Raw genomic sequence first — 23,287 nt, forward strand, 5'->3', positions numbered from 1 at the left:
GACCGCCCTACACTCCGCCGGTATGCCGTTCCCGTCATCGCCGGAGGAGCGTGACCGTCCCTGGGTCATGCGCACCTACGCCGGCCACTCCTCGCCGGCCGAGTCCAACGCGCTGTACCGGCGCAACCTCGCCAAGGGCCAGACCGGCCTGTCGGTGGCCTTCGACCTCCCGACGCAGACCGGGTACGACCCGGACGACGAGCTCGCCGTCGGCGAGGTGGGCAAGGTCGGCGTCCCGGTCACGCACATCGGCGACATGCGCGCCCTCTTCGACGGCATCCCGCTCGACGAGATGAACACGTCGATGACCATCAACGCCACGGCGATGTGGCTGCTCGCGCTCTACCAGGCCGTCGCCGAGGAGCACGGGCACGACGTCAGCAAGCTGGCCGGCACGACGCAGAACGACATCATCAAGGAGTACCTGTCGCGGGGGACCTACGTCTTCCCGCCGGCTCCCTCGATGCGGCTGATCACCGACATGGTCGCCTACACGGTGACGACCATGCCGAAGTGGAACCCGATCAACATCTGCAGCTACCACCTGCAGGAGGCCGGGGCGACGCCGGAGCAGGAGATCGCCTACGCGATCAGCACCGCGATCGCGGTCCTGGACTCGGTGCGCGACTCCGGCCAGGTGCCGCAGGAGAAGTTCGGCGAGGTGGTCGCGCGCATCTCCTTCTTCGTCAACGCGGGCGTCCGCTTCGTCGAGGAGATGTGCAAGATGCGCGCCTTCACCCGGCTCTGGGACGAGCTGACGCAGGAGCGCTACGGCGTGCAGGACCCCAAGCACCGCCGGTTCCGCTACGGCGTGCAGGTGAACTCGCTCGGCCTGACCGAGGCGCAGCCGGAGAACAACGTCCAGCGCATCGTGCTCGAGATGCTGGCCGTCACGCTGTCCAAGGACGCCCGCGCCCGCGCGGTGCAGCTGCCGGCCTGGAACGAGGCGCTGGGCCTGCCGCGGCCGTGGGACCAGCAGTGGTCGCTGCGCCTGCAGCAGGTGCTGGCCTACGAGACCGACCTGCTCGAGTACGACGACCTGTTCACCGGCTCGGTCGTCGTCGAGAAGAAGGTCGCCGATCTCATCGAGGGCGCGAAGGCCGAGATGGCCCGCGTCGAGGAGATGGGCGGCGCGGTGGCCGCGGTCGAGTCCGGCTACATGAAGAGCGCCATGGTCGGGTCGCTGGCCGAGCGCCGGCGCCGGATCGAGAGCGGCGAGGACGTCGTCGTCGGCGTCAACAAGTTCGAGACCACCGAGCCCAACCCGCTGCTGGCCGACCTCGACGCCGCGATCATGGTCGTGGACCCGGCCGTCGAGAGCGCCGCCCAGGAGGCCGTGCGGAAGTGGCGCGCCGAGCGCGACCAGGCCGCCGCCGACGCGGCGCTGGCCGCGCTGCGCGAGGCGGCGGGCAGCGACGTCAACCTGATGGCCGCCACCCTGGACTGCGCCCGCGCGGGCGTGACGACGGGGGAGTGGGCCGGGGTGCTCCGGGAGGTCTTCGGCGAGTACCGCGCACCCACCGGCGTGGCCGCGGCCAGCGGTGGCGGTGAGGCCGACCAGACCCTGACCGACGTCCGCGAGCGGGTCCGCTCGACCGGCGAGGAGCTCGGCGGCCGGCTCCGCTTCCTGGTCGGCAAGCCCGGCCTCGACGGGCACTCCAACGGCGCCGAGCAGATCGCCGTCCGCGCCCGGGACGCCGGCTTCGAGGTGATCTACCAGGGCATCCGCCTCACCCCGGCGCAGATCGTCTCGGCCGCGGTGGAGGAGGACGTCCACGTCGTCGGGCTGTCGGTGCTGTCCGGCTCGCACCTGCAGGTGGTGCCGTCGGTGCTGCGCGGCCTCAAGGAGGCCGGTCTGGACGACGTCCCGGTCGTGGTCGGCGGGATCATCCCCGACAGCGACGCGCGGCGGCTGCGCGAGCAGGGGGTGGCCCGGGTCTTCACGCCGAAGGACTTCGGCCTGACCGAGATCATGGGCAGCGTCGTCGACGTCATCCGCGAGGCCAACGGCCTGGGCGAGCAGGTGCCGCAGCCGGCCTGAGGTGGCTAGCGTCGTCGCATGGCTGACGGCGCACCCCGGGTGGAACGCGACGGCGACGTCGTCCGCATCACGATGGTGCGGGCGGCGCGCCGGAACGCGCTCTCCCGGGACCACCTGACCCAGCTGCTGGCCGCGGTCACCGAGGCCGGCGCGAGCGACGCGACCGGCCTGGTGCTGGCCGCCGAGGGGCCGGTGTTCAGCGCCGGGCACGACTTCGCCGACGTCGCCGGCCGGCCGCTCGCCGAGGTCCGCAGCCTCCTGCTCCTGTGCACGGAGCTGATGCAGACCCTGCAGGACGTGCCGCAGGTCGTCGTGGCCCGCGTGCACGCCCTCGCGACGGCGGCCGGCTGCCAGCTGGTGGCGTCCTGCGACCTCGCCGTGGCGGCGGACTCGGCGGGCTTCGCCGCGCCCGGGGGCAAGGGCGGCTGGTTCTGCCACACGCCGATGGTGGCGATCGCCCGGAACGTGGGCCGCAAGCGGGCGATGGAGCTGGCGCTCACCGGCGACGTCATCGACGCCCGGACCGCGCTGGACTGGGGTCTGGTGAACCGGGTCGTCCCCGACGCGGAGCTCGACGCGGCGGTCGACGACCTCCTGGCCCGCGCCACCCGCGGCTCGCGGGCCAGCAAGGCGTGGGGCAAGCAGACGATGTACGCCCAGCTCGACCGCCCGGAACGGGACGCGTACACGACGGCGATCGAGGTCATGGCCGCGGCGAGCCAGCTGGACGGCGCCCGCGAAGGCATGACGGCGTTCCTGGAGAAGCGCCCGCCGGTCTGGACCGACTGACGGTGAGACCGCGCACACCCGGGATGTGGGCGGCGCCGATCCGCATTGACCCTCCCGTGCAGAACCTCTGGGGCCTGACGCGCCGGCGCGCGCTCGACTACGGGCGGACGACGACCGCGAGCTGTTGACGCTCACCGCTCCCGTCGTCCCCACCCCCTCCCGCAGATCGGTCCCCCTCCTGTGCTCGCTCGTCTCCGCCGCGTCCCCTTCGCGGCCCAGGTGCTCCTCGCCCTCGTCGTCGGCGTGGGCCTCGGGCTGGTCGCCCGCGAGATCGGCCCCGTCGCCGACGGCTCGCCGAACTGGCTGACCAGCACCCTCCAGACCATCGGCAGCAGCTTCGTGACGCTGCTCAAGACGCTGGTGCCGCCGCTGATCGTCACCGCCGTCATCGTCTCGATCGCCAACCTCCGGCAGGTCTCGAACGCGGCGAGGCTGGCCGGTCAGACCCTGCTGTGGTTCGGCATCACCGCGCTGATCGCCGTCGGCATCGGCATCGGCCTGGGCCTGCTCACCGAGCCCGGCCGCAACAGCTCGGTCGACGCCTCCGCCGCGACCGACCCGGCCACCACCGGCGGCTGGTGGGACTTCCTCACCGGCCTGGTCCCCGGCAACATCCTCGGCCTCCAGGCCTCCGCCGGCGCGGACGGCTCGGTCGGGCTGTCCTTCAACGTCCTGCAGCTGATCGTCGTCTCGGTCGCCGTCGGCATCGCCGTGCTCAAGGTCGGCGAGCCGGCCGAGCCGTTCCTCGGCCTGGTCCGCTCGGCCCTGGCGATCGTGCAGAAGGTGCTGTGGTGGGTCATCCTCCTGGCGCCGCTGGGCACCGTCGGCCTGATCGGCAACGCGGTCGCCAGCTACGGCTGGGACTCCCTCGGCTCCCTCGGCGTCTTCGCCGGAGCGGTCTACGCGGGCCTGGCCCTGGTCCTGTTCGTCGTCTACCCGGTGCTGCTCAAGGCCCACGGCCTGTCGCCGCTGCGGTACTTCGCGGGCGCCTGGCCGGCCATCCAGCTGGCCTTCGTCTCGCGCTCCTCGATCGGCACGCTGCCGGTGACCGAGCGGGTGACCGAGCAGAACCTCGGCGTCCCGCGGTCCTACGCCTCGTTCGCCGTGCCGCTGGGCGCGACGACCAAGATGGACGGCTGCGCGGCGATCTACCCGGCGCTCGCGGCGATCTTCGTGGCGCAGTTCTTCGGCGTGGACCTCGGCGTCACCGACTACCTGCTCATCGCGCTGGTGTCGGTCGTCGGCTCGGCGGCCACGGCCGGGACGACGGGTGCGGTCGTCATGCTCACGCTGACGCTCTCGACCCTGGGCCTGCCGCTGGCCGGCGTGGGCCTGCTGCTCGCCGTCGACCCGATCCTCGACATGGGCCGCACCGCGGTGAACGTCGCGGGGCAGGCGCTGGTGCCGACCATCGTGGCCAAGCGCGAGGGCATCCTCGACCTCGAGCGGTACGACGCCACCTCGACGATCGAGCCGCTGGCCGACGCCGACGAGCACGGCGGCGTGGACGCCGACCTGCGGCGGCCGGCCACCGTCTAGGCCGCTGTCGCGCGACGGGCCCGGTCCTCCTCGGAGGGCCGGGCCCGTCGCCGTCGGCAGGCAGGTAGCGTCGGCGCCCGTGCGCCTGGTCATTGCCCGCTGCTCCGTCGACTACATCGGGCGGCTCACCGCCCACCTGCCGATGGCCACCCGGCTGCTGCTGGTCAAGGCCGACGGCTCGGTGTCGATCCACGCCGACGACCGTGCGTACAAGCCGCTGAACTGGATGACGCCGCCCTGCACGCTCAAGGACGAGCTGGTCGACGGCTCGGGCACCTGGACGGTCACCAACAAGGCCGGCGAGCAGCTGGTCATCACCATCGAGGCCGTCGAGCACGACCACGCCCACGACCTCGGCGTCGACCCGGGCCTGCAGAAGGACGGCGTGGAGGCGGAGCTGCAGCGGCTGCTGGCGCTGCACGTGGAGACCTTCGGTGCCGGCTGGTCGCTGGTGCGCCGCGAGTACCCCACCGCGATCGGCCCGGTCGACCTGCTGTGCCGCGACGCCAGCGGCGCGACCGTGGCGGTCGAGATCAAGCGCCGCGGGGAGATCGACGGCGTCGAGCAGCTGACCCGCTACCTCGAGCTGCTCAACCGCGACCCGCTGCTCGCACCGGTCAAGGGCGTGTTCGCCGCCCAGGAGATCAAGCCGCAGGCGCGGGTGCTCGCCGGCGACCGGGGCATCGACTGCGTCACCGTCGACTACGCCGTCCTCAAGGGGACCGACGACCCCTCCCAGCGCCTCTTCTGAACCCCGGTGAGAGACTGCCCCCCGATCACCGACGGTGGAGGGATGGCAACGTGGCCAGGGAACTGAACGAGGTCGGCGTCGTGGGGCTGGGCACCGCTGGTGCCGGCATCGCGGAGGTGCTCGCCCGGGCGGGTGTGCAGGTCACCGCCGTCGAGGTCGACGACGAGGCCGTCGCCCGCGGCCGCGCCACCGTGGAGGCGTCGGTCGCCGCCGGTGACGGGGACGCCGACGCGCTGGGCCGCATCCGGTACAGCACCGCGCTGGAGGACCTGTCCGGTGCGCAGCTGATCATCGAGGCGGTGCCGGAGCGCCGCGAGCTCAAGGCCGAGATCTTCGCCCAGCTCGACAAGGTCGCCGCTGCCGACGCGGTGCTGGCGACCAACACCTCGAGCCTCTCGGTGACCGAGCTGGCCGTCGGCACCGGCCGGCCCAACCGGGTCATCGGCCTGCACTTCGCCACCCCGGCGACGACCGCCTCGCTGGTCCAGGTGGTGCGCACCGCGATCGCCGACGCCTCGGCCGTCGAGGACGCCGTGGCGCTCGTGGAGAAGCTCGGCAAGGTGCAGGTGACCGTCGGCGACGAGCCCGGCTTCGTCGTCGACGCCCTGCTGTTCGGCTACCTCAACCACGCGGTCTCGATGTTCGAGAACCGCTACGCCAGCCGCGAGGACATCGACGCCGCCATGCGCTTCGGCTGCGGCCTGCCCAAGGGTCCGCTGCAGGTCCTCGACGAGATCGGCGTGGACACCGCCTACGACGTGCTCGACGCCCTGCACGCGGTCTCCGGCAAGCGGCTGCACGCGCCCAGCCCGGTGCTCAAGCAGATGAGGACCGCCGGCCTGCTCGGCCGGAAGTCCGGCCGCGGCTTCTACACCTACGCCGAGGCGGGCTCCGCCGAGGTCGTGGCCGACGCCGCCACCCCGACCCCCGGCGGTGCCGCCGAGGGCGCGCGCCCGGTGCAGAGCGTCGGCGTCGTCGGCTCGGGCACGATGGCGACCGGCATCATCGAGGTCGTCGCCAAGGCCGGCTACGACGTCACCTTCATCGCCCGCTCGGACGAGAAGGTCGCCGGCGTCGAGGAGGCCCTGGCGAAGTCCCTGGACAAGCAGGTCGAGCGCGGCCGGCTCGAGCAGTCGGTGCGCGACGAGGTGCTCGGCCGGGTCACCGGTGCCAGCTCCGTCGAGGCGCTGGGCGAGGTCGACCTGGTCATCGAGGCCGTCATCGAGTCGCTCCCGGTCAAGGAGGCGCTGTTCGCCGACCTCGGCCGGATCGCCAAGCCGGGCGCGGTGCTCGCCACCACGACCTCGAGCCTGCCGGTCATCAAGTGCGCCCAGGCCAGCGGCCGGCCGGCCGACGTCGTCGGCATGCACTTCTTCAACCCCGCGACGGTCATGAAGCTGGTGGAGGTCGTCTCGACCGTCTCCACGGCGCCCGACGTGGCGGCCACGGTGCACGCGGTGACGGCCAAGGTCAAGAAGGTCGCGGTGTCGTGCACCGACCGGGCGGGCTTCATCGTCAACGCGCTGCTCTTCCCGTACCTCAACGACGCGGTGAGCATGCTGGCCTCGCACTACGCCACCAAGACCGACATCGACACGGCGGTCAAGGCGGGCCTGGGCTACCCGATGGGGCCCTTCGAGCTGCTCGACGTCGTCGGCAACGACGTCTCGCTGGCCATCGAGCAGGAGCTGCACGCCGAGTTCCGCGACCCGGCCCTGGCGCCGGCGCCGCTGCTCGAGCAGCTGGTCACCGCCGGGTACCTCGGCCGCAAGACCGGCCGCGGCTTCCACGACTACGCCCGCCGCTGACGGTTGCCCCGCAGGCGCCCCCGGGCCGGTTCCCGATCGCAGGATCGGAGACCGGCCCGTCCTGCTGAGCGGGTCGAGGCGGCGGCCGACGGCGACTGGGTCGTGCGCCCCCTTACCGGGGCGAGCGCCGGCAAGACCTACCGGTGCCCCGGCTGCGACCAGGAGATCCGGCCGGGGACTCCGCACGTCGTGACGTGGCCCGCCTACGCCCGTGACTCCGACCTCGAGCCGTGGGACACCGACTCCGCCGCGGACCTGCGGCGGCACTGGCACACCACCTGCTGGGCGGCCCGGAGCAGGCGGCGCTAGCCCACCGAGCGGGCATGCACGACGACGTTGTCGGCGTAGCTGCCGCTCGCCCGGTCGAAGGCGCCCCCGCACGTGATCAGCCGCAGCTCCGCTGCTGCCACCGGCCCGTACACGGCGCGGGTGGGGAAGGCGGCCTTGGGTACCCGCTCGACCCGGGTGACCGCGAAGCGCACCGGGCTGCCGTCGGCCCGCTCGACGACCACCTCGTCACCCGGGACGAGCCGGTCCAGGCCGGCGAGGACACCCGGCCGGCCGGCCCCGTCGACGTGCCCGGCGATCACCGCCGGGCCGGGCTGTCCCGGCGCGGGGCCGGCGGTGTACCAGCCGGCCACGGCGGGGTCCGCGGGCACCGCCAGCGCCCCGGCCGCGTCCGGCCCGGTGCGGACCAGGGGAGCGTCCACCCCCGGCCCACGGAGGCGCACGGGCGCGGACTGCTCGCGTGCGTCGGCTGCGGCGCCGGCCAGGGCGACGGCGAGCCGGGGGAACCGGGCGGCCGACGGGGAGCCACCCGCCTCCACGGCGCCGGCGGGTACCACCGCCGGTCCGGCTGCGTCGACCACGGCCCGGGCGGTCAGCGCACCGTCGGCCCCGTCGAGCAGCAGCAGGCTGACGACGGTGCCGGCGGTCACGTCGACCGGGACGGTCGTCGCATCCGGGCCGGCGCCCAGCCGCACGGTCGCGGGCCCGGCCGGCAGCGCGGTGTAGCCGGAGACCGCGGGGAAGCGCAGGTCGGTGGCCAGAGGGGGACCGCCGTCCACGGCGACGTCCAGGACGGGCGCGCCGGCGGCCGCCGCGATGACGCGCACGCGGGCGGCCCCGTCCGGCGGCGCGGTGGGGTCCTCGGGCAGCGGCGCCAGCTGCAGCTCCGCGAACGCTCCGGTCAGCGCGAGGGTCCGGGCGCCTCCCGCGGGGACGTCCACCCGGGTGGAGAGCGCCGGTGGCTCAGCCGGCGAGGCACCCGCGGGCCGGACGCTGACGGCGTAGCTCCCGGCGGGCAGCGGACGGTACCCGCCGACGTCGCCGTAGCCGAGCGCGCCCGCGACGTCTGCACCCTGGTCCGCCGCCGCCCGTCCGTCCGATGCCGGTGCCAGGGCGACGTCGACGGCCGGTGAGTCGGGGGAGAGGTGTGCGATGCGCAGCAGGCCGGGTTCGTCGTCCGCCTGCGCGGCCGGAGCCGGGCCGAGGAGCAGGCCCGCCGCCCCGAGCAGACCCGCCAGGACCAGGGCAGGCAGGCGGTGCCCAGCTCTCAGGAGCGACCCTGGCCGACGGGCTGGTCGATCGACTGGGTGGTCGGTCCGCCCACCGGTGCGGCGGTGGCGCCGGCCGGTGCCTGGTTCGGCCGCGGGGGGAGGGGGAGCTGGCGGGTGGCCGGGCCCTGCGCGGCGGGGGCGGTCGCCGCGGCCGCCGGCTCGGCGGGTGCGGTCTGGTCGGCAGCGGCCGGCTGGGTGGCCCGGGGGGTGGGCTGCGGACGCTGCTCCGCGGCGGGGCGCTCGGCCTCGGTGCCGGGAGCTTCCGGGCGCTCGGCCTCGGGGCGGGGCGACCCGGCGCGGGGCGTCTCCGGGCGGGCGGGCTGCTGCTTCTGCTCGGCCGGGCGGGCCGCCGGCTGCTCGGGGCGGTCGCCCAGGTCGGGCAGGCTGTCCAGCAGGCGACGGGCCTGGACCAGCCGGCTGGTGAGCTCGTCGCGGACACCGCGGATCGCCTCGGCCTTGGCCTCCGCGTCGGCGATGAGCTGCGCGGCGTGCTGCTCGGCGGCTGCGACCCGCTGCCGCGCGGCCTGGGTGGAGACGCGCTCGCGCTCCTCCTCGACCCGGGCGGCCTCGGCGCGGCGGGCGCGCTGGGCGATGTCGAAGTCCTCCTCGACCTTCGCCCGGCGGGCCTGCGACTCGGCGTCCAGACGGGCGACCCGCTCCTGGGCCATGGCGACCAGCTCGTCGGCGCGCAGCTGCGCCTTCTGCATGATCTGCTCGGAGCCCTGCCGGGCCTCGGCGATCATCCGCTCCACCTCGGCCTGACCGGCGGCGTGCCGCTCGAGCAGCGCGCGCTCCTCGGCGTCGGTCTGCTCGCGGACGGCCTGGGCGTCGAGCTCGGCGGCCCGGCGGATCTCGCCCGCCTCCTCCTCGGCGAGCTGCAGCATGTGCTGGATGCGCTCGCTGATGTTCTCGAAGGTCGGCGCCGAGGCGGTGGCGGCCTTCCGCCGCAGCTGGTCGATCTCGCCGTGCATGGCCGAGAGCTGGCCGGCGAGGTCGGCCGAGCGGGCGACGGCGGCGTCGCGGTCGGCCAGCGCGATGCGGAAGTCCGCCTCGAGCCGCTCGATCGTGTCGGCGACCTGACTGCGGTCGTACCCCCGCAGCACCACGTCGAACGAGTGCTGGGCCTCGTGCATCGGCAGGTCGTGGCGGGGGTCGCTCATGTCCACATCCTCGCAGAAGGGGGTCGGTCGGTCACGGTCTCGCCGGCGGTTGTCGCAATCGTCCCCGATGTCGCGCCGGCGGCGGCGGACGGGTGGACGAGCCGGGGCCCGGCTCCCCGGACGGGGAGCCGGGCCCCGGTGGGTCCGTCCTGGTTCAGACGCCGCGGAAGCGGTTGATCGCGTCGACGTGCTTGGCGCGCTTCTCGGCGTCCTTGACGCCCAGCCCCTCCTCGGGGGCGAGGGTGAGGACGCCGACCTTGCCCTGGTGGGCGTTGCGGTGGACGTCGAGCGCGGCCTGGCCGACCTCCTCCATCGGGTACACCTTCGACAGGGTCGGGTGGATCAGGCCCTTGTCGATCAGCCGGTTGGCCTCCCACGCCTCCTTGTAGTTGGCGAAGTGGGAGCTGAGGATGTTCTTGAGGTTCATCCACAGGTACCGGTTGTCGTACTGGTGCATGTAGCCGCTGGTGGAGGCGCAGGTGACGATCGTCCCGCCCTTCTTGGCGACGTAGACGCTGGCGCCGAAGGTCTCGCGGCCGGGGTGCTCGAAGACGATGTCGACGTCCTCACCACCGGTCAGCTCGCGGATCTTCTTGCCGAAGCGCTGCCACTCCTTGGGGTCCTGGTTGTGCTCGTCCTTCCAGAACTTGTAGCCCTCGGCGGAGCGGTCGATGATCAGCTCGGCGCCCATCTTGCGGACGATCTCGGCCTTCTCGGGGCTGCTGACGACGCAGACCGGGATGGCACCGCCGTTGAGGGCCATCTGGGTGGCGTAGGAGCCCAGGCCGCCCGAGGCGCCCCAGATCAGGACGGTGTCGCCCTGCTTCATGTGGGCGCCGTTCCGGCTGACCAGCTGGCGGTAGGCGGTGGAGTTCACCAGACCGGGGCTGGCGGCCTCCTCCCAGGAGAGGTGGGCGGGCTTGGGCATGAGCTGGTTGCTCTTGACCAGCGCGAGCTCGGCCAGGCCGCCGAAGTTGGTCTCAAAGCCCCAGATCCGCTGCTGCGGGTCCATCATCGTGTCGTCGTGGCCGGCCGGGTCCTCGAGCTCGACCGAGAGGCAGTGCGCGACGACCTCGTCGCCGGCCTTCCACTTGTTCACGCCGGGGCCCACGCGCAGCACGACGCCGGCCAGGTCCGAGCCCACGACGTGGTAGGGCAGGTCGTGCCGCTTGGTGAGCTCCGAGAGGCGGCCGTAGCGCTCGAGGAAGCCGAAGGTCGACACCGGCTCGAAGATCGAGGTCCAGACGGTGTTGTAGTTCACCGAGGACGCCATGACGGCGACGATCGCCTCGCCCGGGCCGAGCTCGGGGGTGGCCACCTCGTCGATGTGGAGGGACTTGCGGGGGTCCTTCTCCTTGGTCGGGATCCCCTCGAACATGTTCTGCTCGTCCTTGCGCACCACTACGGCGCGGTAGGACTCCGGCACGGCGAGGCCGGCCAGCGCGTCCAGCTGGTCGGCGAGGATGGCGTCCCTGATCTCGTTCACGCGTACTCCTGGGTCGTGGAAGGCCGTCGTCGGCCGGCTCGGAGGGCGGTGCTGGGCAGTGCGGTGGCGGGGGACGTTACCCAGCGGTAACGCCCCGGCCTGGAGGGTGGTCGGGGGAGGCGGCGCTCAGTGCGCCGTGGCGGCCGGCTCCACGAGCTCGACGAGCACGCCGCCGGCGTCCTTGGGGTGGATGAAGTTGACCCGGCTGTCCGAGGTCCCGCGCTTGGGGACGTCGTAGAGCAGCCGCAGGCCGCGCTCGCGCAGCGTGGCGCTCACCGCCTCGACGTCGTCGACCCGGAAGGCCAGCTGCTGCAGGCCCGGACCGGAGCGGCCGATGAACTTGGCGATCGTGGACTCCGGGGTCAGCGGGGCCAGCAGCTGGATGCGGGTGCCGCCGTCGCCGACGGCGAGCATCGCCTCGCGGACGCCCTGCTCCTCGTTGGTCTCCTCGTGCACCGAGCGCACGCCGAAGGCCTGGGCGTAGAAGGCGATCGCCTCGTCCAGGTCGGGCACGGCGATGCCCACGTGGTCGATGGTGGTGAACAGCCCCTCGGGCAGACCGGTGGCCGCAGCGTCGTTGGTGGTCACGTCGGCATCCTGCCGCGCCACTGCGCGGGGCGACACTCCGGGGGCGCCCCGGGAGCCCGGTCGGGTGACCGGAGTGGGCCACGCCACGTCCTGGGGGAGCGGGGTCCTATCCTGGTATACAGCCCACCGCCGCGCGCCCAGCGCGGTCTGCTCTGTCTCGAACGGTCGCCGGTGTCGGCGGCCCGGCACTGGAGGCCTCCCCCATGAGCGACAACAACAGGACCCGCTCGGTCATCGTCAGCGGCGCCCGCACCCCGATGGGCCGGCTGCTCGGCTCGCTCAAGGACTTCTCCGCCGCCGACCTCGGTGGCTTCGCGATCAAGGCCGCGCTCGAGCGCGCCGGCATCTCCGGCGACCAGGTCGACTACGTGATCATGGGCCAGGTCATCCAGGCCGGTGCCGGCCAGAACCCGGCCCGTCCTGCTGCGGTCAAGGCCGGCATCCCGATGTCGGTCCCCGCGCTGACCATCAACAAGGTGTGCCTCTCGGGCCTGAGCGCCATCGCCATGGCCGACCAGCTCATCCGCGCCGGCGAGTACGACATCGTCGTCGCCGGCGGCCAGGAGTCGATGACCCAGGCGCCGCACCTGCTCGCCGGCTCGCGCACCGGCACGAAGTACGGCGACACCAAGCTGATCGACTCGATGGCGCACGACGGCCTGTCCGACACCTTCGACCAGGTCGCCATGGGCGAGCTGACGGAGAAGGCCAACGCGCGGTACGACCTGACCCGCGAGGAGCAGGACGAGTTCGCGGCCGCCAGCCACCAGAAGGCCGCCCGCTCGCACAAGGACGGCGTCTTCGCCGAGTCGATCACCCCGGTGCTCATCCCGCAGCGCAAGGGTGACCCGATCGAGTTCACCGACGACGAGGGCATCCGCGCGGACACGACCGCCGAGAGCCTCGGCAAGCTCAAGCCCGCCTTCGCCAAGGACGGCACGATCACCGCCGGCACCGCCTCGCAGATCTCCGACGGTGCCTGTGCCGTGGTCGTCATGAGCGCCGCCAAGGCCGCCGAGCTGGGCATCACCCCGATCGCCGAGATCGGGGCCCACGGCGTCGTCGCCGGCCCGGACGCCACCCTCCAGAGCCAGCCGTCCGCGGCCATCAAGAAGGCCTGCGCCCGCGAGGGCATCGACCCCAAGGACCTCGACGTCGTCGAGCTCAACGAGGCCTTCGCCGCCGTCGGCATCGTCTCCACCCGCGAGCTGGGCATCGACCCCGAGAAGGTCAACCCCAACGGTGGCGCGATCGCCCTGGGGCACCCGGTCGGCATGAGCGGCGCCCGCGTCGTCCTCGACGTGGCGCTGGAGATCAAGCGCCGGGGCCTGAAGGTGGGTGCCGCCGCGCTGTGCGGCGGCGGTGGCCAGGGCGACGCCCTGATCCTGCACGCGCCCAGCAAGGCGTGACGGAGGTCCCTGCGGGGACCGCGGTCCAGACGTCCGCCCCCGCCGCCCCCGGGCGGCGGGGGCGGCGTGCTGTCGACGTCCCCGCGCTGGTCGAGGGGGCCCGCCAGGGCGACGCCCGCTCGGTGGCCCGGCTGATCTCGCTGGTCGAGGACGCCAGCCCCGCGCTGCGCGAGGTGGCGGCCGCGCTGGCCCCGCACACCGGCCGGGCGCAGGTGCTGGGCCTGACCGGCTCCCCGGGCGTCGGCAAGTCCACGACGACGACGGCGCTGGTGCGGGCGCTGCGGGAGGCCGGCAGGCGCGTCGGCGTGCTCGCGGTCGACCCGTCGTCGCCGTTCTCCGGCGGCGCCCTGCTCGGCGACCGCGTGCGCATGCAGGACCACGCCGGGGACGGCGGCGTCTTCATCCGCTCCATGGCCTCGCGCGGCCACCTCGGCGGGCTGTCGTGGGCGACCCCGCAGGCGCTCCGGGTGCTGGACGCCGCCGGCTGCGACGTCGTCCTGATCGAGACGGTCGGCGTGGGCCAGTCCGAGCTCGAGATCGCCTCGCTGGCCGACACCACGCTGGTGCTCGTGGCGCCCGGGATGGGCGACGGCATCCAGGCGGCCAAGGCCGGGATCCTCGAGGTGGCCGACGTCTTCGTCGTCAACAAGGCCGACCGCGACGGCGCCGACCAGACCGTGCGGGACCTCCGCTACATGCAGTCCCTCGGCGGCCGGCACGACCTGTCCGGGGGCTGGCGCCCGCCGATCTGCCGCACCGTGGCCGCGCGGGAGAGCGACAACGGCATCGACGTCGTCCTCCAGCGGGTCGAGGAGCACCGGGCCTGGCTGGAGTCCTCGGGCGAGGGCCGGCGGCGGCGGGCCGAGCGGGCCGCCCGCGAGATCGAGGCGATCGCCCTCGCGGCGCTGCGGGAGCGGATCGGCGACCTGCGGGGCAGCGCGGCGCTGGACGCGCTGGCCGACCGCGTGGTGGCGGGGGAGACCGACCCCTACCGCGCCGCCGACGAGCTGGTCGCCCAGCTCTGATCCGGCTGCCGCTCCGACCGGGCGGTCAGCCGCTCCCACGGCAGGATCGACAGGATCGCGACGCAGTGCGGCAGGAAGATGATCTGCACGCCGGCGTAGGTCATCACGTGGAAGCCGATGAGGAACAGCGCCAGAGCGATCCGCGCCCGGTCGCTGCGGACCAGCAGCATCAGCGGTGCCAGGAACTCCAGGACCAGCATCACCCACTGCGCGGCCGGCAGGAGGCCGGGGACGTCGAGCGTCCAGTCCGACAGCGGTGTGCCGCGCCGCACGACCGCGCGGGTCAGCGTGGAGCCGGTCGGCCAGTCCCAGCCGCCGAAGCGCACCTTCGCCCAGGCGGCGAGGAAGTAGGTGAGCATGACGGTGACGAAGACCGCCGCCATCGCCCAGCCCGCGGACTCCGAGAGCCGGCGGTCGCGGACGCGCGCCCGACCGACCGTGGGGAGCACGGCGAGGGCGACGAGGAAGGCGATCCGGTCGTGGTCGACCTTGCCGTAGCTCATCGCGATGACCATCCACTCCGCGTACAGGAGGAAGACGGCGGCGCCGAGCAGCCGGGGTGCGCGACCGGTCGCCGCGGCGACGGCGGCCAGCACCAGGGCCCACTGCACGACCAGGATGAGCGTGTGGGTGGGCGTGGGCAGGTGCAGCAGGCGCCCGACCAGCAACGGCGCGTACCACTCGGTGGGGACGTCGGCGTGCGCGCGGACCCAGGCGGTGGTCAGGAAGACGTCGACCGGGATGAACAGGTAGGCGATCGCGCGGAAGACCGCGACCCGCGCGAGGGGGACGGGGGCGAACCACCACCGGCCCGTCATGGGCGGCGCGGCGTCCGGTGCGGGGGTGCTCACGGGGTCCGGTCCTCCAGGTCGAACTCGACGACCACGGTGTCGGTGTAGCCGCCCGTCGGCTGCCCGTCGGACAGCTCGAACTTCCGGTGCACCATCTGCACCGCCACCAGCTCCGGCGCCGACGGGTTGGCCTCGGCGAAGGCGTCGGCGAGCAGCCCCAGCAGCTCCGGCTCCTCGCGCAGCCGCTGGATCTGGCCCTCGAACTCCGCGCGGCGCAGCCCGACCTGCCCGCCGGAGAGCCGGACCTCCTCGCCGGCGGCGGTGATCCCGACGGCGCGCGTGGAGATCACCGGGGTGTTCGGGTCGTTGCGCGTCGAGTACATGCGGAACGGGCCGAAGGGGAACGCGTCGTCGTCGCCCCAGACGGTGCCCGCGAGCAGCAGCGCCAGGACGACGACCACGCTCGCGAGCCGGCGGCGGCGGGCGGCGGGCGTCAGCCGGTCCACCTCCGGTGCGGCCGCCGGCGGGAGGTCGAGGGAGTGGTGCACCGGCGCAGGCTAGATCCGGCCCGAGTCCGACCGCCACGGGCACGCGCACGGTGCCCGCCGCCGGCGCCCCAGGCGCCCGGCGCGACCCACGGGTACCGGGCCGGCTTGCGGATGACCGGTGCCCTCGTGAGGATCACCGGGTGAGCGGGCGTGCTGGACGACCGGATGCCGTCGTCGTCGGAGCGGGGCCCAACGGGCTGGCCGCGGCGCTGCGCCTGGCAGCGGCCGGGCTGCGGGTCCAGGTCGTGGACGCCGGCGACCGGCCCGGCGGCGGGATGCGGACCGAGGAGCTGCTGCAGCCCGGCTTCCACCACGACGTCTGCTCGACGGTGCAGCCGATGGCCGTCGCCGCGCCGTTCTTCCGCGAGTTCGACCCGGAGAGCCGGGGCGTGCGGTTCGTCCACCCCGAGGTCAACTTCGCCCACCCGCTCGACGGCGGGGGAGCGGCCCTGTCCTTCCGCTCCCTCGAGGAGACGGCCGCGGGGCTCGGACCCGACGCGGAGGCCTACCGCCGGCTGTTCGGCCCGCTGGTCGAGCACGGCACCGACGTCATCGACTTCTTCCTCTCCAGCCGGCTCCGCTCGCTGCCGACCAGGAGCGTCGCCGAGGTCACGAAGTTCGCCCTCACCGGCCTGCCGAACGTGCGCTGGCTGGCGCACCGGTACTTCGACACCGAGGAGGGCCGGGCGCTGCTCGGCGGGGCGGCTGCGCACGGGATGCTCGACCTGAGCCAGCCGCTGACGTCCGCGCTGGGCATGCTGCTGGCGATGCTCTCGCACCACGCGGGCTGGCCGCTGGTCGAGGGCGGCTCGCAGAAGCTGGCCGACGCGATGGTGACGGCGCTGGAGGAGCAGGGGGGCGAGGTCGTGACCGGGCACCGGGTCACCGACCTGCGCGAGTTCGAGGGCGTCCCGGCGGTCCTGCTCGACACCACCCCCGAGGACTTCGTGACCATGGCGGGGGACCGGCTCAACGAGGGCTACCGGCGCTGGGTCCGGCGGTACAAGCACGGCGCCGGCGTCTTCAAGATCGACTGGATCCTCTCGGAGCCGGTGCCGTGGACCAACCCCGACGTCCGCCGGGCGGGCACGATCCACGTGGCCGGCGACCTCGAGGAGACCCTCGCCGGGGAGCGGGCACCCAACCAGGGCCGGCTGACCGACAAGCCCTACGTGCTGGCCGTGCAGCCGACGGTGCCCGACCCGACCCGGGCTCCCGACGGCGGCCACATCTTCTGGGCCTACGTGCACGTGCCGCACGGGGCGGACGTCGACATGACGGGGCCGATCGAGGACCAGATCGAGCGCTTCGCACCGGGGTTCAAGGACACCGTCGTCGCGCGGGCGACGAAGACCGCCGTCCAGATGGAGGCGTGGAACCCCAGCTACCTCGGGGGCGACATCTCCAACGGGCAGGCCACGCTGCGCCAGATGCTCGCCCGCCCCGTCCCGCGGTGGAACACCTACCGGACCCCGGTGGAGGGCGTGTACATGGCGTCCTCCGCGACGCCGCCGGGGCCGGCCGTGCACGGCATGTGCGGCGACCTCGCCGCCCGGGTCGCGCTGCGCGACGTCTTCGGGGTGCGCGAGGTCCCGCCGCTGCGCCCGGCCCTGCGCTGAGCCGGGCGCCGACTAGCGTCCTCCCCATGGTGCGACCGCTGGGGCTGCCCTTCGACCCGATCGAGCGCGCCGCGGAGACGTGGGAGGAGCGCTTCGGGTCCGCCGCGGCGATGCGGGCGGCGACGTCGGTGTTCCGGGTGCAGCAGATCCTGCTCGCCCGCTTCGACGAGGTGCTCAAGCCGCACGGGCTGACCTTCGCGCGCTACGAGGTGCTCGTGCTGCTCACGTTCAGCCGCACCGGGAAGCTGCCGCTGAAGGTCATCGGCAGCCGGCTGATGGTGCACCCGACCAGCGTCACCAACGCGATCGACCGGCTGGTGGCCGCGGGCCACGTCGAGCGCCTGCCCAACCCGTCCGACGGCCGCGGCGTGCTGGCCGGCATCACCGGCGACGGGCGGGCGGTGGTGGAGCTCGGCACCCGGGCGCTCACCGAGCTGGGCTTCGGGCTCGCCGACGTGCCGGAGGCGGAGCTCGACGCGCTGTTCGCCGTGCTGCGCCGGGTGCGGCTGGGCGCCGGCGACGTGGCCGGAGCCGGTTCCTGACAGACCCCTCCGGCACCCTCACCGCCATGACCGGACCAGCCGCTGCGCGGCACCACGCCATCGACTACGTCGAGCTCACCGTCACCGACCTCGCCCGCGCGAAGCGGTTCTACGCCGAGGCGTTCGACTGGGCCTTCACCGACCACGGACCGGCCTACGCCGGCATCCGCGGCGCGGGCGAGGGGGCGCCCGAGGCCGGGGGGCTGCGCCTCGACGAGCGACCGCCCCGCCCCGGCGGCCCGCTGGTGCTGCTCTTCTCCGCCGACCTCGACCGCACGCTGGCCGCCGTCGAGGCCGCCGGAGGGCGGGTGACCGACGGCCCGTACCCGTTCCCCGGCGGCCGCCGGTTCCACTTCGCCGACCCGGACGGCAACGAGCTCGGGGTGTGGGCCGAGAGCTGAGGAACCCGGACCCGACACGCCGGTGCGCCCGGTGGGATGATCGAGGTCATGCAGCCGACCCGCCCCGGACGCCCCGACCCCCGCGCGCAGGCCCAGATGGCCGCCACCATGGCCGGGGCGGTCGACCTCGCCGCCGTCAAGGCGCGGTCGGAGGCGGCCGCCCGGGCGCAGGCGGCGCCGCCGCCGAGCGCCGCGGTGCCGGCGGGGGCTCCAGGGAGCGCGGTCGTCGACGTCACCGAGGCGACGTTCCAGGCCGAGGTCCTCGACCGGTCCTTCCAGGTGCCGGTCGTGCTCGACCTCTGGGCGGAGTGGTGCGGCCCGTGCAAGCAGCTCTCCCCGGTGCTGGAGCGGCTGGCCGCCGAGGGTGGCGGCTCGTGGGTGCTGGCGAAGGTGGACGTCGACGCCAACCCCGCGCTGGCGCAGGGGCTGCGGGTGCAGGGCATCCCGGCCGTGAAGGCCGTCTGGCAGGGGCAGCTCATCGCCGAGTTCAACGGCGCCATCCCCGAGGAGCAGGCCCGGCAGTTCGTCGCCGAGCTGGTCCGCGCGACGACCGGCGGGGCCGTGCCCGCCGACGGCGAGGAGGCGCCCGAGGTGGAGGACCCGCGCCTCGACGCCGCCGAGGCGGCGCTGGAGCGGGGCGACCTGGCCGCGGCCGAGGCGGCCTACCAGGCGATCCTCGCCGAGGAACCCGACCACCCGGACGCCGGCATCGCGCTGCGCCAGGTGCAGCTCTTCCGTCGGGCCGAGGAGGCGGGGCCCGACGCGCTGGCCGCCGCGGACGCCGCTCCCGACGACGTCACGGCGCAGACCCGCGCCGCGGACTTCCTGCTCGGCACCGGGGACATCGAGGGCGCCTTCGAGCGGTTGCTCGCCGTCATCCGCCGGACCGCGGGCGACGAGCGCGACCAGGCCCGCAAGCACCTGGTGGAGCTGTTCTCGGTCGTCGGCGACCAGGACCCGCGCGTGGGCCCGGCGCGCCGGGCGCTCATGACCGCGCTCTTCTAGCCTTCGAGGCCGCAGGCGTCGAGCCCCTCGACGAAGCCGTTGCGGAACAGGTCGACCAGCTGGAAGCCGGTCAGGTCGGCGGCGGGCACCACGGAGGGCTCGTTGCCGAAGGCGAGCAGGAACTGCACGCTCTCGTCGACGTCGCCGGCCGAGATGACGCGGGTCCTCGGGTCGTCGCGGAAGAGCACGTTCGTGTACCAGCCGCTGAGGCACACCGCGGAGCGCACGGCCTCCTCGTCGTCGGTGGAGAGCCCGAGCTGGTCGCGCACGGCCAGCCCGTAGGGGAGGGCGATGGCGGTGGCGACCGCGAAGTCGCCCAGCTCGTACGCCGGCTCGGCCAGGTCCGCCTCGTCGAAGCCGACGAGCTGCTCGTCCTGGCAGTACACGAGGTCGAGGTCCTGATCGGGGGCGCACGCCGGCGGGTCCCCGTCGAAGGGCTCGATCGTGGGCGCCTCGAACCGCTCGTCGAGGAGCTGGTCGAAGGTCTGGTCCCACACCTCCGGCAGCGTGTCCCCGACGATCTCGAGGAGCTCCCCGTAGGGGGCGTTGCCCCCGCTGGACACCTCCTGGTCGCGCAGCGGGCCCTGGGTGAAGAGGCGCCCCTCGTCGAAGTTGTCCCGGCACGCCTCGGTGCCGCTGTCGAACCCCTCCTGGAACGCGGCGACCCGGTCGAAGTAGGACCCGTGCGCCTGCTCCTCGCGCGCGCTGGTCCCGACCGGGTCGCGCAGGAGCAGGTACCCGCGCAGCAGCTCGTCGAGCTCGGGGGTGCGCAGCACCGAGTGCTCGGCCTCGCCCTCGGCGACCCAGCGGGTCCAGGTCCCCGCGAAGCAGTCGGCCTGCGTCTCGGCGGCGATCGAGGCGGCCGGCGAGCCCACCCGGGCCTGGACCGCGTGCCCGAACTCGTGCGCCATCACCAGCGCCGGGATGAACCTGCCGAACTCGGAGCCCAGCTCGGCGAGGAACGTGCGGTCGTAGCTGATCGAGTCGGAGTTCGGGGCGTCGGGGGCCACGCAGTAGAACGCGTTGTTCTCCAGGTCCAGCGGGTCGCTGCCGCAGCCGATGCCCTGGGGGTACGCGGCCGGGTCGACGTCCCCGGGGTCGACGCTGAAGTAGCCGCCCTGCAGCGGCTCGAAGGAGGTGCCGAAGACCTCGGGGAACTGCTCTCCCCAGTAGGTCTCCAGGTCGGTCAACGCGTTCCGGGCCAGCACGTCGACCTCCTCGCCGGTCGCGCCGACGACCCCGGTGTCACCGGCCTCGGCGTTCGTGACCGGGGGCCGCGCGGGGCTCGCCCGTCCCACGACGACCACGCCGCAGCCGCTGAGGGTGAGCAGGCACAGCACGGCGGCGGTGAGCCTGGCCCACCGCCGCCGTCGCGTGTCGTCGATCCGCACGGAGCGACCGTTACCCCGCGCCGCCCCGATCAGGCCTCGTGCCGGAACCAGACCGTGCCGAGCGGGGGAGCCGAGATCGTGGCCGAGTACGGCTGCCCGTGCCAGGGCTCCTCGACCGCCTCCACGCCGCCGTAGTTGCCGACCCCCGACCCGCCGTACCCCTCGCCGTCGGTGTTGAGCACCTCGCGCCAGAAGCCGGGCCGGGGCAGCCCGATCCGGTACTCGTGGTGGGGCGTGCCGGCGAAGTTGACCACGCAGGCCAGCGCGGAGCGGCTCGCGTCGGCGGCGGTCTCCTCGCCCTCCTCGGACGCGGGGGCGGCGGAGCGCCCGTAGCGCACGAAGGACAGCGTGTTCCCGCCGGCGTCGTTGGCGTCGATCCACTGGAAGCCCTCGGGGTCGACGTCGTGCGCCCAGAGCGCGTCGTCCTCGCGGTAGCGCGCGTTGAGGTCCGTGACCAGCTGCAGGACGCCGCGGTGCGCGGGGTCGTCGAGGTGCCACCAGTCCAGCGAGCGGCTCTCGGCCCACTCCGAGTCCTGGGCGAACTCCGAGCCCATGAACAGCAGCTGCTTGCCGGGGTGGGCCCACATGTAGGCCAGGTAGGCCCGCAGGTTGGCCAGCTGCTGCCACCGGTCACCCGGCATCTTCCGCAGCATGGAGCCCTTGCCGTAGACGACCTCGTCGTGGCTGATCGGCAGCACGTAGTTCTCGGAGTAGGCGTAGTGCATCGAGAACGTCAGCTGGCCGTGGTGGAAGCTGCGGTAGACCGGCTCCCGCTCGACGTAGTCCAGCGAGTCGTGCATCCAGCCCATGTTCCACTTGAAGCCGAAGCCCAGGCCGCCCAGGTGCGTGGGCCGGGTGACGCCCGGCCACGCCGTCGACTCCTCGGCGATGGTCACCACGCCGGGGACCTCGCGGTAGACGGTGGCGTTGAACTCCTGCAGGAACGCGACGGCCTCGAGGTTCTCCCGGCCGCCGTACTTGTTGGGCACCCACTCGTCGCGCGAGTAGTCCAGGTAGAGCATCGAGGCGACCGCGTCCACGCGGATGCCGTCGACGTGGAACTCCTTGCACCAGAACAGCGCGTTGGCGACCAGGAAGTTGCGCACCTCGGAGCGGCCGAAGTCGAAGACCAGCGTGCCCCAGTCCAGCTGCTCGCCCCGGCGCGGGTCGCCGTGCTCGTACAGCGGCGTGCCGTCGAAGCGGGCCAGCGCCCACTCGTCCTTGGGGAAGTGCGCGGGGACCCAGTCGACGATGACGCCGATGCCGGCCTGGTGCGCCCGGTCGACCAGGTAGCGCAGGTCGTCGGGGCTGCCGAAGCGCGAGGTGGGGGCGTAGTAGGAGGTGACCTGGTAGCCCCACGAGCCGCCGAAGGGGTGCTCGGCCAGCGGCATGAACTCGATGTGCGTGAAGCCGGCGGCGACGACGTAGTCGACCAGCTCGTCGGCCATCTCGCGGTAGGAGAGCCCCTGCCGCCAGGAACCTGCGTGCACCTCGTAGACGCTCATCGGGCGCGCGTGCCAGTCCCCGGTCGCCCGCTCGGCCAGCCAGGCGTCGTCCTGCCACTCGTGGGTTGACTCGGCGACGACGGAGGCGTTCAGCGGCGGCACCTCGGTGGCGAACGCCAGCGGGTCGGACTTCTCCCGCCAGGTGCCGTCGGCGCCGAGCACGTGGTAGCGGTAGCGGCTGCCGACCGGGACGCCGGGCACGAAGATCTCCCAGACGCCCGAGGAGCCCAGCGACCGCATCGGGTAGGCGCGGGCCTGCCAGTAGTCGAAGTCCCCGGTGACCTTCACCCCGCGGGCGGCGGGCGCCCAGACGGCGAAGGAGACGCCCTCGACCGTGCCGCGCGGGGTGTCGTACCGGCGGACGTGCGCGCCGAGCACCTCCCACAGCCGCTCGTGGCGGCCCTCGCGGATGAGGTGCTCGTCCAGCGGCCCGAGGGTGGGCAGCCAGCGGTACGGGTCATCGACGGTGTGGCGGGTGGTGCCGCCCTCGCCGTCGGGGTACTCGACCTCGATGCGGTAGTCGCCCGGCTGGCGGGGGAGCGGGGCCTCGTAGATGCCGCCGGGGTGCACCCGGGCCGCCTCCACACGGCTGCCGTCCTCGTCGAGGACGGCGACCGAGACCGCGTCGGGGCGCAGCGTCCGGACCACCCAGCCCTCGCCCGCCTCGTGCGCGCCGAGCACCCGGTGCGGGTCGTGCGACCAGCCCTCGACGATGGCGCGCAGGTCCTCCTCGCCGACCTCGCCGAGGCTGGGCTGCTCGCCGGCCGCGGCCGGGCCACCTGCCTCGCCCGGCGCCTGCGTGGGCGCCTCCGCCGGGGCCGCAGGAGCGTCCGCGGGAGCGCCGTCCTCCGGCGCCTGCGGTGCGCTGGGCTCCGCGGGGTCCGGGTCCGGCGGCTCCGGGGGAGCGGCCGGAGCGCCCGTGCCGTCGCCGGGCTCGGCGATCGGCGCGGGCGAGATCACCGGCGGCACGGTCGTCGGGCCGCCCTCGGGCGCGGTCGACGCGGTGCTCGGCTGCTCGTCGGTCGTCTGCACGCCCTCGGGCGCGACGTTGCCGGTCGCGGCGGCCTTCTTCGCCGGAGCCCGCTTCGCCGTCTTCCGTGCCGGGGCCTTCTTGGCCGGCGCAGCCTCGCCCGCGGCGCCCTTCGCGGCCGGGGCCTTGCGGGGGGCCGCCTTGCGGGTCGCCTTCTTCGCCGGTGCGTTGACCACCGGCTCGCTGCCGGCCGCCGCCTCCGCGTCGGCCACCCGCTGCTCCACGGCGCGCTGCAACTCGTCCTTGCCGGCCACCGGTTCCTCCCGGTCGTCGCTGCTCATCGTCTCGTCCTCCGGTGCC

19 protein-coding genes are annotated in these 23,287 nt (G+C 74.0%); 11 read left to right on the top strand and 8 right to left on the bottom strand.

Going from position 1 to position 23,287, the window contains the following annotated elements; all coding sequences use genetic code 11:
• Nucleotides 1-22: 22 nt before the first annotated feature.
• From ACI79H_RS14040 to ACI79H_RS14060, 5 genes are all read left to right on the top strand, one after another.
• Nucleotides 23-2,041 (top strand): protein meaA, encoded by a 2,019-nt coding sequence (locus ACI79H_RS14040; RefSeq protein WP_456555017.1) that lies wholly within the window; start codon nucleotides 23-25, stop codon nucleotides 2,039-2,041.
• Between the two features lie 18 nt (nucleotides 2,042-2,059).
• On the top strand, nucleotides 2,060-2,830 hold the full coding sequence (locus tag ACI79H_RS14045; RefSeq protein ID WP_456555018.1) for an enoyl-CoA hydratase-related protein: 771 nt from the start codon (nucleotides 2,060-2,062) through the stop codon (nucleotides 2,828-2,830).
• Between the two features lie 180 nt (nucleotides 2,831-3,010).
• Nucleotides 3,011-4,369, top strand: a complete 1,359-nt coding sequence (locus ACI79H_RS14050) for a dicarboxylate/amino acid:cation symporter (protein WP_456555019.1) — start codon at nucleotides 3,011-3,013, stop codon at nucleotides 4,367-4,369.
• 79 nt (nucleotides 4,370-4,448) lie between these two features.
• Complete coding sequence (gene nucS, locus ACI79H_RS14055) at nucleotides 4,449-5,120, top strand: endonuclease NucS (protein WP_456555020.1); 672 nt, start codon at nucleotides 4,449-4,451, stop codon at nucleotides 5,118-5,120.
• Nucleotides 5,121-5,170: 50 nt separating this feature from the next.
• Complete coding sequence (locus ACI79H_RS14060) at nucleotides 5,171-6,928, top strand: 3-hydroxyacyl-CoA dehydrogenase family protein (RefSeq protein ID WP_456555021.1); 1,758 nt, start codon at nucleotides 5,171-5,173, stop codon at nucleotides 6,926-6,928.
• 305 nt (nucleotides 6,929-7,233) lie between these two features.
• Here ACI79H_RS14060 and ACI79H_RS14065 read toward each other — a convergent pair whose 3' ends face one another.
• The 4 genes from ACI79H_RS14065 to mce form a co-directional block, all read right to left on the bottom strand.
• Nucleotides 7,234-8,487, bottom strand: coding sequence for a class F sortase (locus ACI79H_RS14065; RefSeq protein WP_456555178.1), 1,254 nt, complete (start codon nucleotides 8,485-8,487; stop codon nucleotides 7,234-7,236).
• Entirely contained in the window at nucleotides 8,484-9,647 is a 1,164-nt protein-coding gene (locus tag ACI79H_RS14070; protein WP_456555022.1) for a hypothetical protein, read from the bottom strand. The genes ACI79H_RS14065 and ACI79H_RS14070 overlap by 4 nt, the downstream gene beginning before the upstream one ends.
• A gap of 154 nt (nucleotides 9,648-9,801) precedes the next feature.
• On the bottom strand, nucleotides 9,802-11,133 hold the full coding sequence (ccrA, locus tag ACI79H_RS14075; protein WP_456555023.1) for a crotonyl-CoA carboxylase/reductase: 1,332 nt from the start codon (nucleotides 11,131-11,133) through the stop codon (nucleotides 9,802-9,804).
• A gap of 126 nt (nucleotides 11,134-11,259) precedes the next feature.
• Complete coding sequence (mce, locus tag ACI79H_RS14080) at nucleotides 11,260-11,721, bottom strand: methylmalonyl-CoA epimerase (RefSeq protein ID WP_456555024.1); 462 nt, start codon at nucleotides 11,719-11,721, stop codon at nucleotides 11,260-11,262.
• Nucleotides 11,722-11,924: 203 nt separating this feature from the next.
• On the opposite strand from mce, the gene ACI79H_RS14085 reads away from it, so the two are divergent.
• Complete coding sequence (locus ACI79H_RS14085) at nucleotides 11,925-13,130, top strand: acetyl-CoA C-acetyltransferase (RefSeq protein ID WP_456555025.1); 1,206 nt, start codon at nucleotides 11,925-11,927, stop codon at nucleotides 13,128-13,130.
• Nucleotides 13,127-14,155, top strand: a complete 1,029-nt coding sequence (gene meaB / locus ACI79H_RS14090) for a methylmalonyl Co-A mutase-associated GTPase MeaB (protein WP_456555026.1) — start codon at nucleotides 13,127-13,129, stop codon at nucleotides 14,153-14,155. Before ACI79H_RS14085 ends, meaB begins: the two co-directional genes overlap by 4 nt.
• Here meaB and ACI79H_RS14095 read toward each other — a convergent pair.
• Together ACI79H_RS14095 and ACI79H_RS14100 are read right to left on the bottom strand one after the other, a co-directional pair.
• Entirely contained in the window at nucleotides 14,119-15,006 is an 888-nt protein-coding gene (locus ACI79H_RS14095) for an MFS transporter permease (RefSeq protein WP_456555027.1), read from the bottom strand. The two genes, meaB and ACI79H_RS14095, sit on opposite strands and share 37 nt — an antisense overlap.
• Nucleotides 15,003-15,494 (bottom strand): hypothetical protein, encoded by a 492-nt coding sequence (locus ACI79H_RS14100; protein WP_456555028.1) that lies wholly within the window; start codon nucleotides 15,492-15,494, stop codon nucleotides 15,003-15,005. The genes ACI79H_RS14095 and ACI79H_RS14100 overlap by 4 nt, the downstream gene beginning before the upstream one ends.
• A gap of 140 nt (nucleotides 15,495-15,634) precedes the next feature.
• Here ACI79H_RS14100 and ACI79H_RS14105 point away from each other — a divergent pair, with 140 nt between their 5' ends.
• Genes ACI79H_RS14105 through ACI79H_RS14120 form a run of 4 tightly spaced genes read left to right on the top strand, consistent with a single transcriptional unit; the run spans nucleotide 15,635 to nucleotide 19,061 of the window.
• A complete protein-coding gene (locus tag ACI79H_RS14105) occupies nucleotides 15,635-17,113 on the top strand; it encodes a phytoene desaturase family protein (RefSeq protein WP_456555029.1) in 1,479 nt (492 codons plus the stop codon).
• Nucleotides 17,114-17,139: 26 nt separating this feature from the next.
• A complete protein-coding gene (locus ACI79H_RS14110; protein WP_456555030.1) occupies nucleotides 17,140-17,655 on the top strand; it encodes a MarR family winged helix-turn-helix transcriptional regulator in 516 nt (171 codons plus the stop codon).
• Nucleotides 17,656-17,681: 26 nt separating this feature from the next.
• Entirely contained in the window at nucleotides 17,682-18,056 is a 375-nt protein-coding gene (locus tag ACI79H_RS14115) for a VOC family protein (RefSeq protein ID WP_456555031.1), read from the top strand.
• Nucleotides 18,057-18,104: 48 nt separating this feature from the next.
• The gene (locus ACI79H_RS14120) at nucleotides 18,105-19,061 is read left to right on the top strand and encodes a tetratricopeptide repeat protein (protein ID WP_456555032.1); all 957 of its coding nucleotides are present in this window, start codon (nucleotides 18,105-18,107) and stop codon (nucleotides 19,059-19,061) included.
• Here the strand turns inward: ACI79H_RS14120 and ACI79H_RS14125 are convergent.
• Nucleotides 19,058-20,452, bottom strand: coding sequence for a neutral zinc metallopeptidase (locus ACI79H_RS14125; protein ID WP_456555033.1), 1,395 nt, complete (start codon nucleotides 20,450-20,452; stop codon nucleotides 19,058-19,060). The two genes, ACI79H_RS14120 and ACI79H_RS14125, sit on opposite strands and share 4 nt — an antisense overlap.
• Nucleotides 20,453-20,481: 29 nt before the next feature.
• Entirely contained in the window at nucleotides 20,482-23,268 is a 2,787-nt protein-coding gene (glgB, locus tag ACI79H_RS14130; RefSeq protein ID WP_456555034.1) for a 1,4-alpha-glucan branching protein GlgB, read from the bottom strand.
• Nucleotides 23,269-23,287: the final 19 nt, after the last annotated feature.

The sequence above is a fragment of the Blastococcus sp. SYSU D01042 genome, assembly GCF_054050515.1.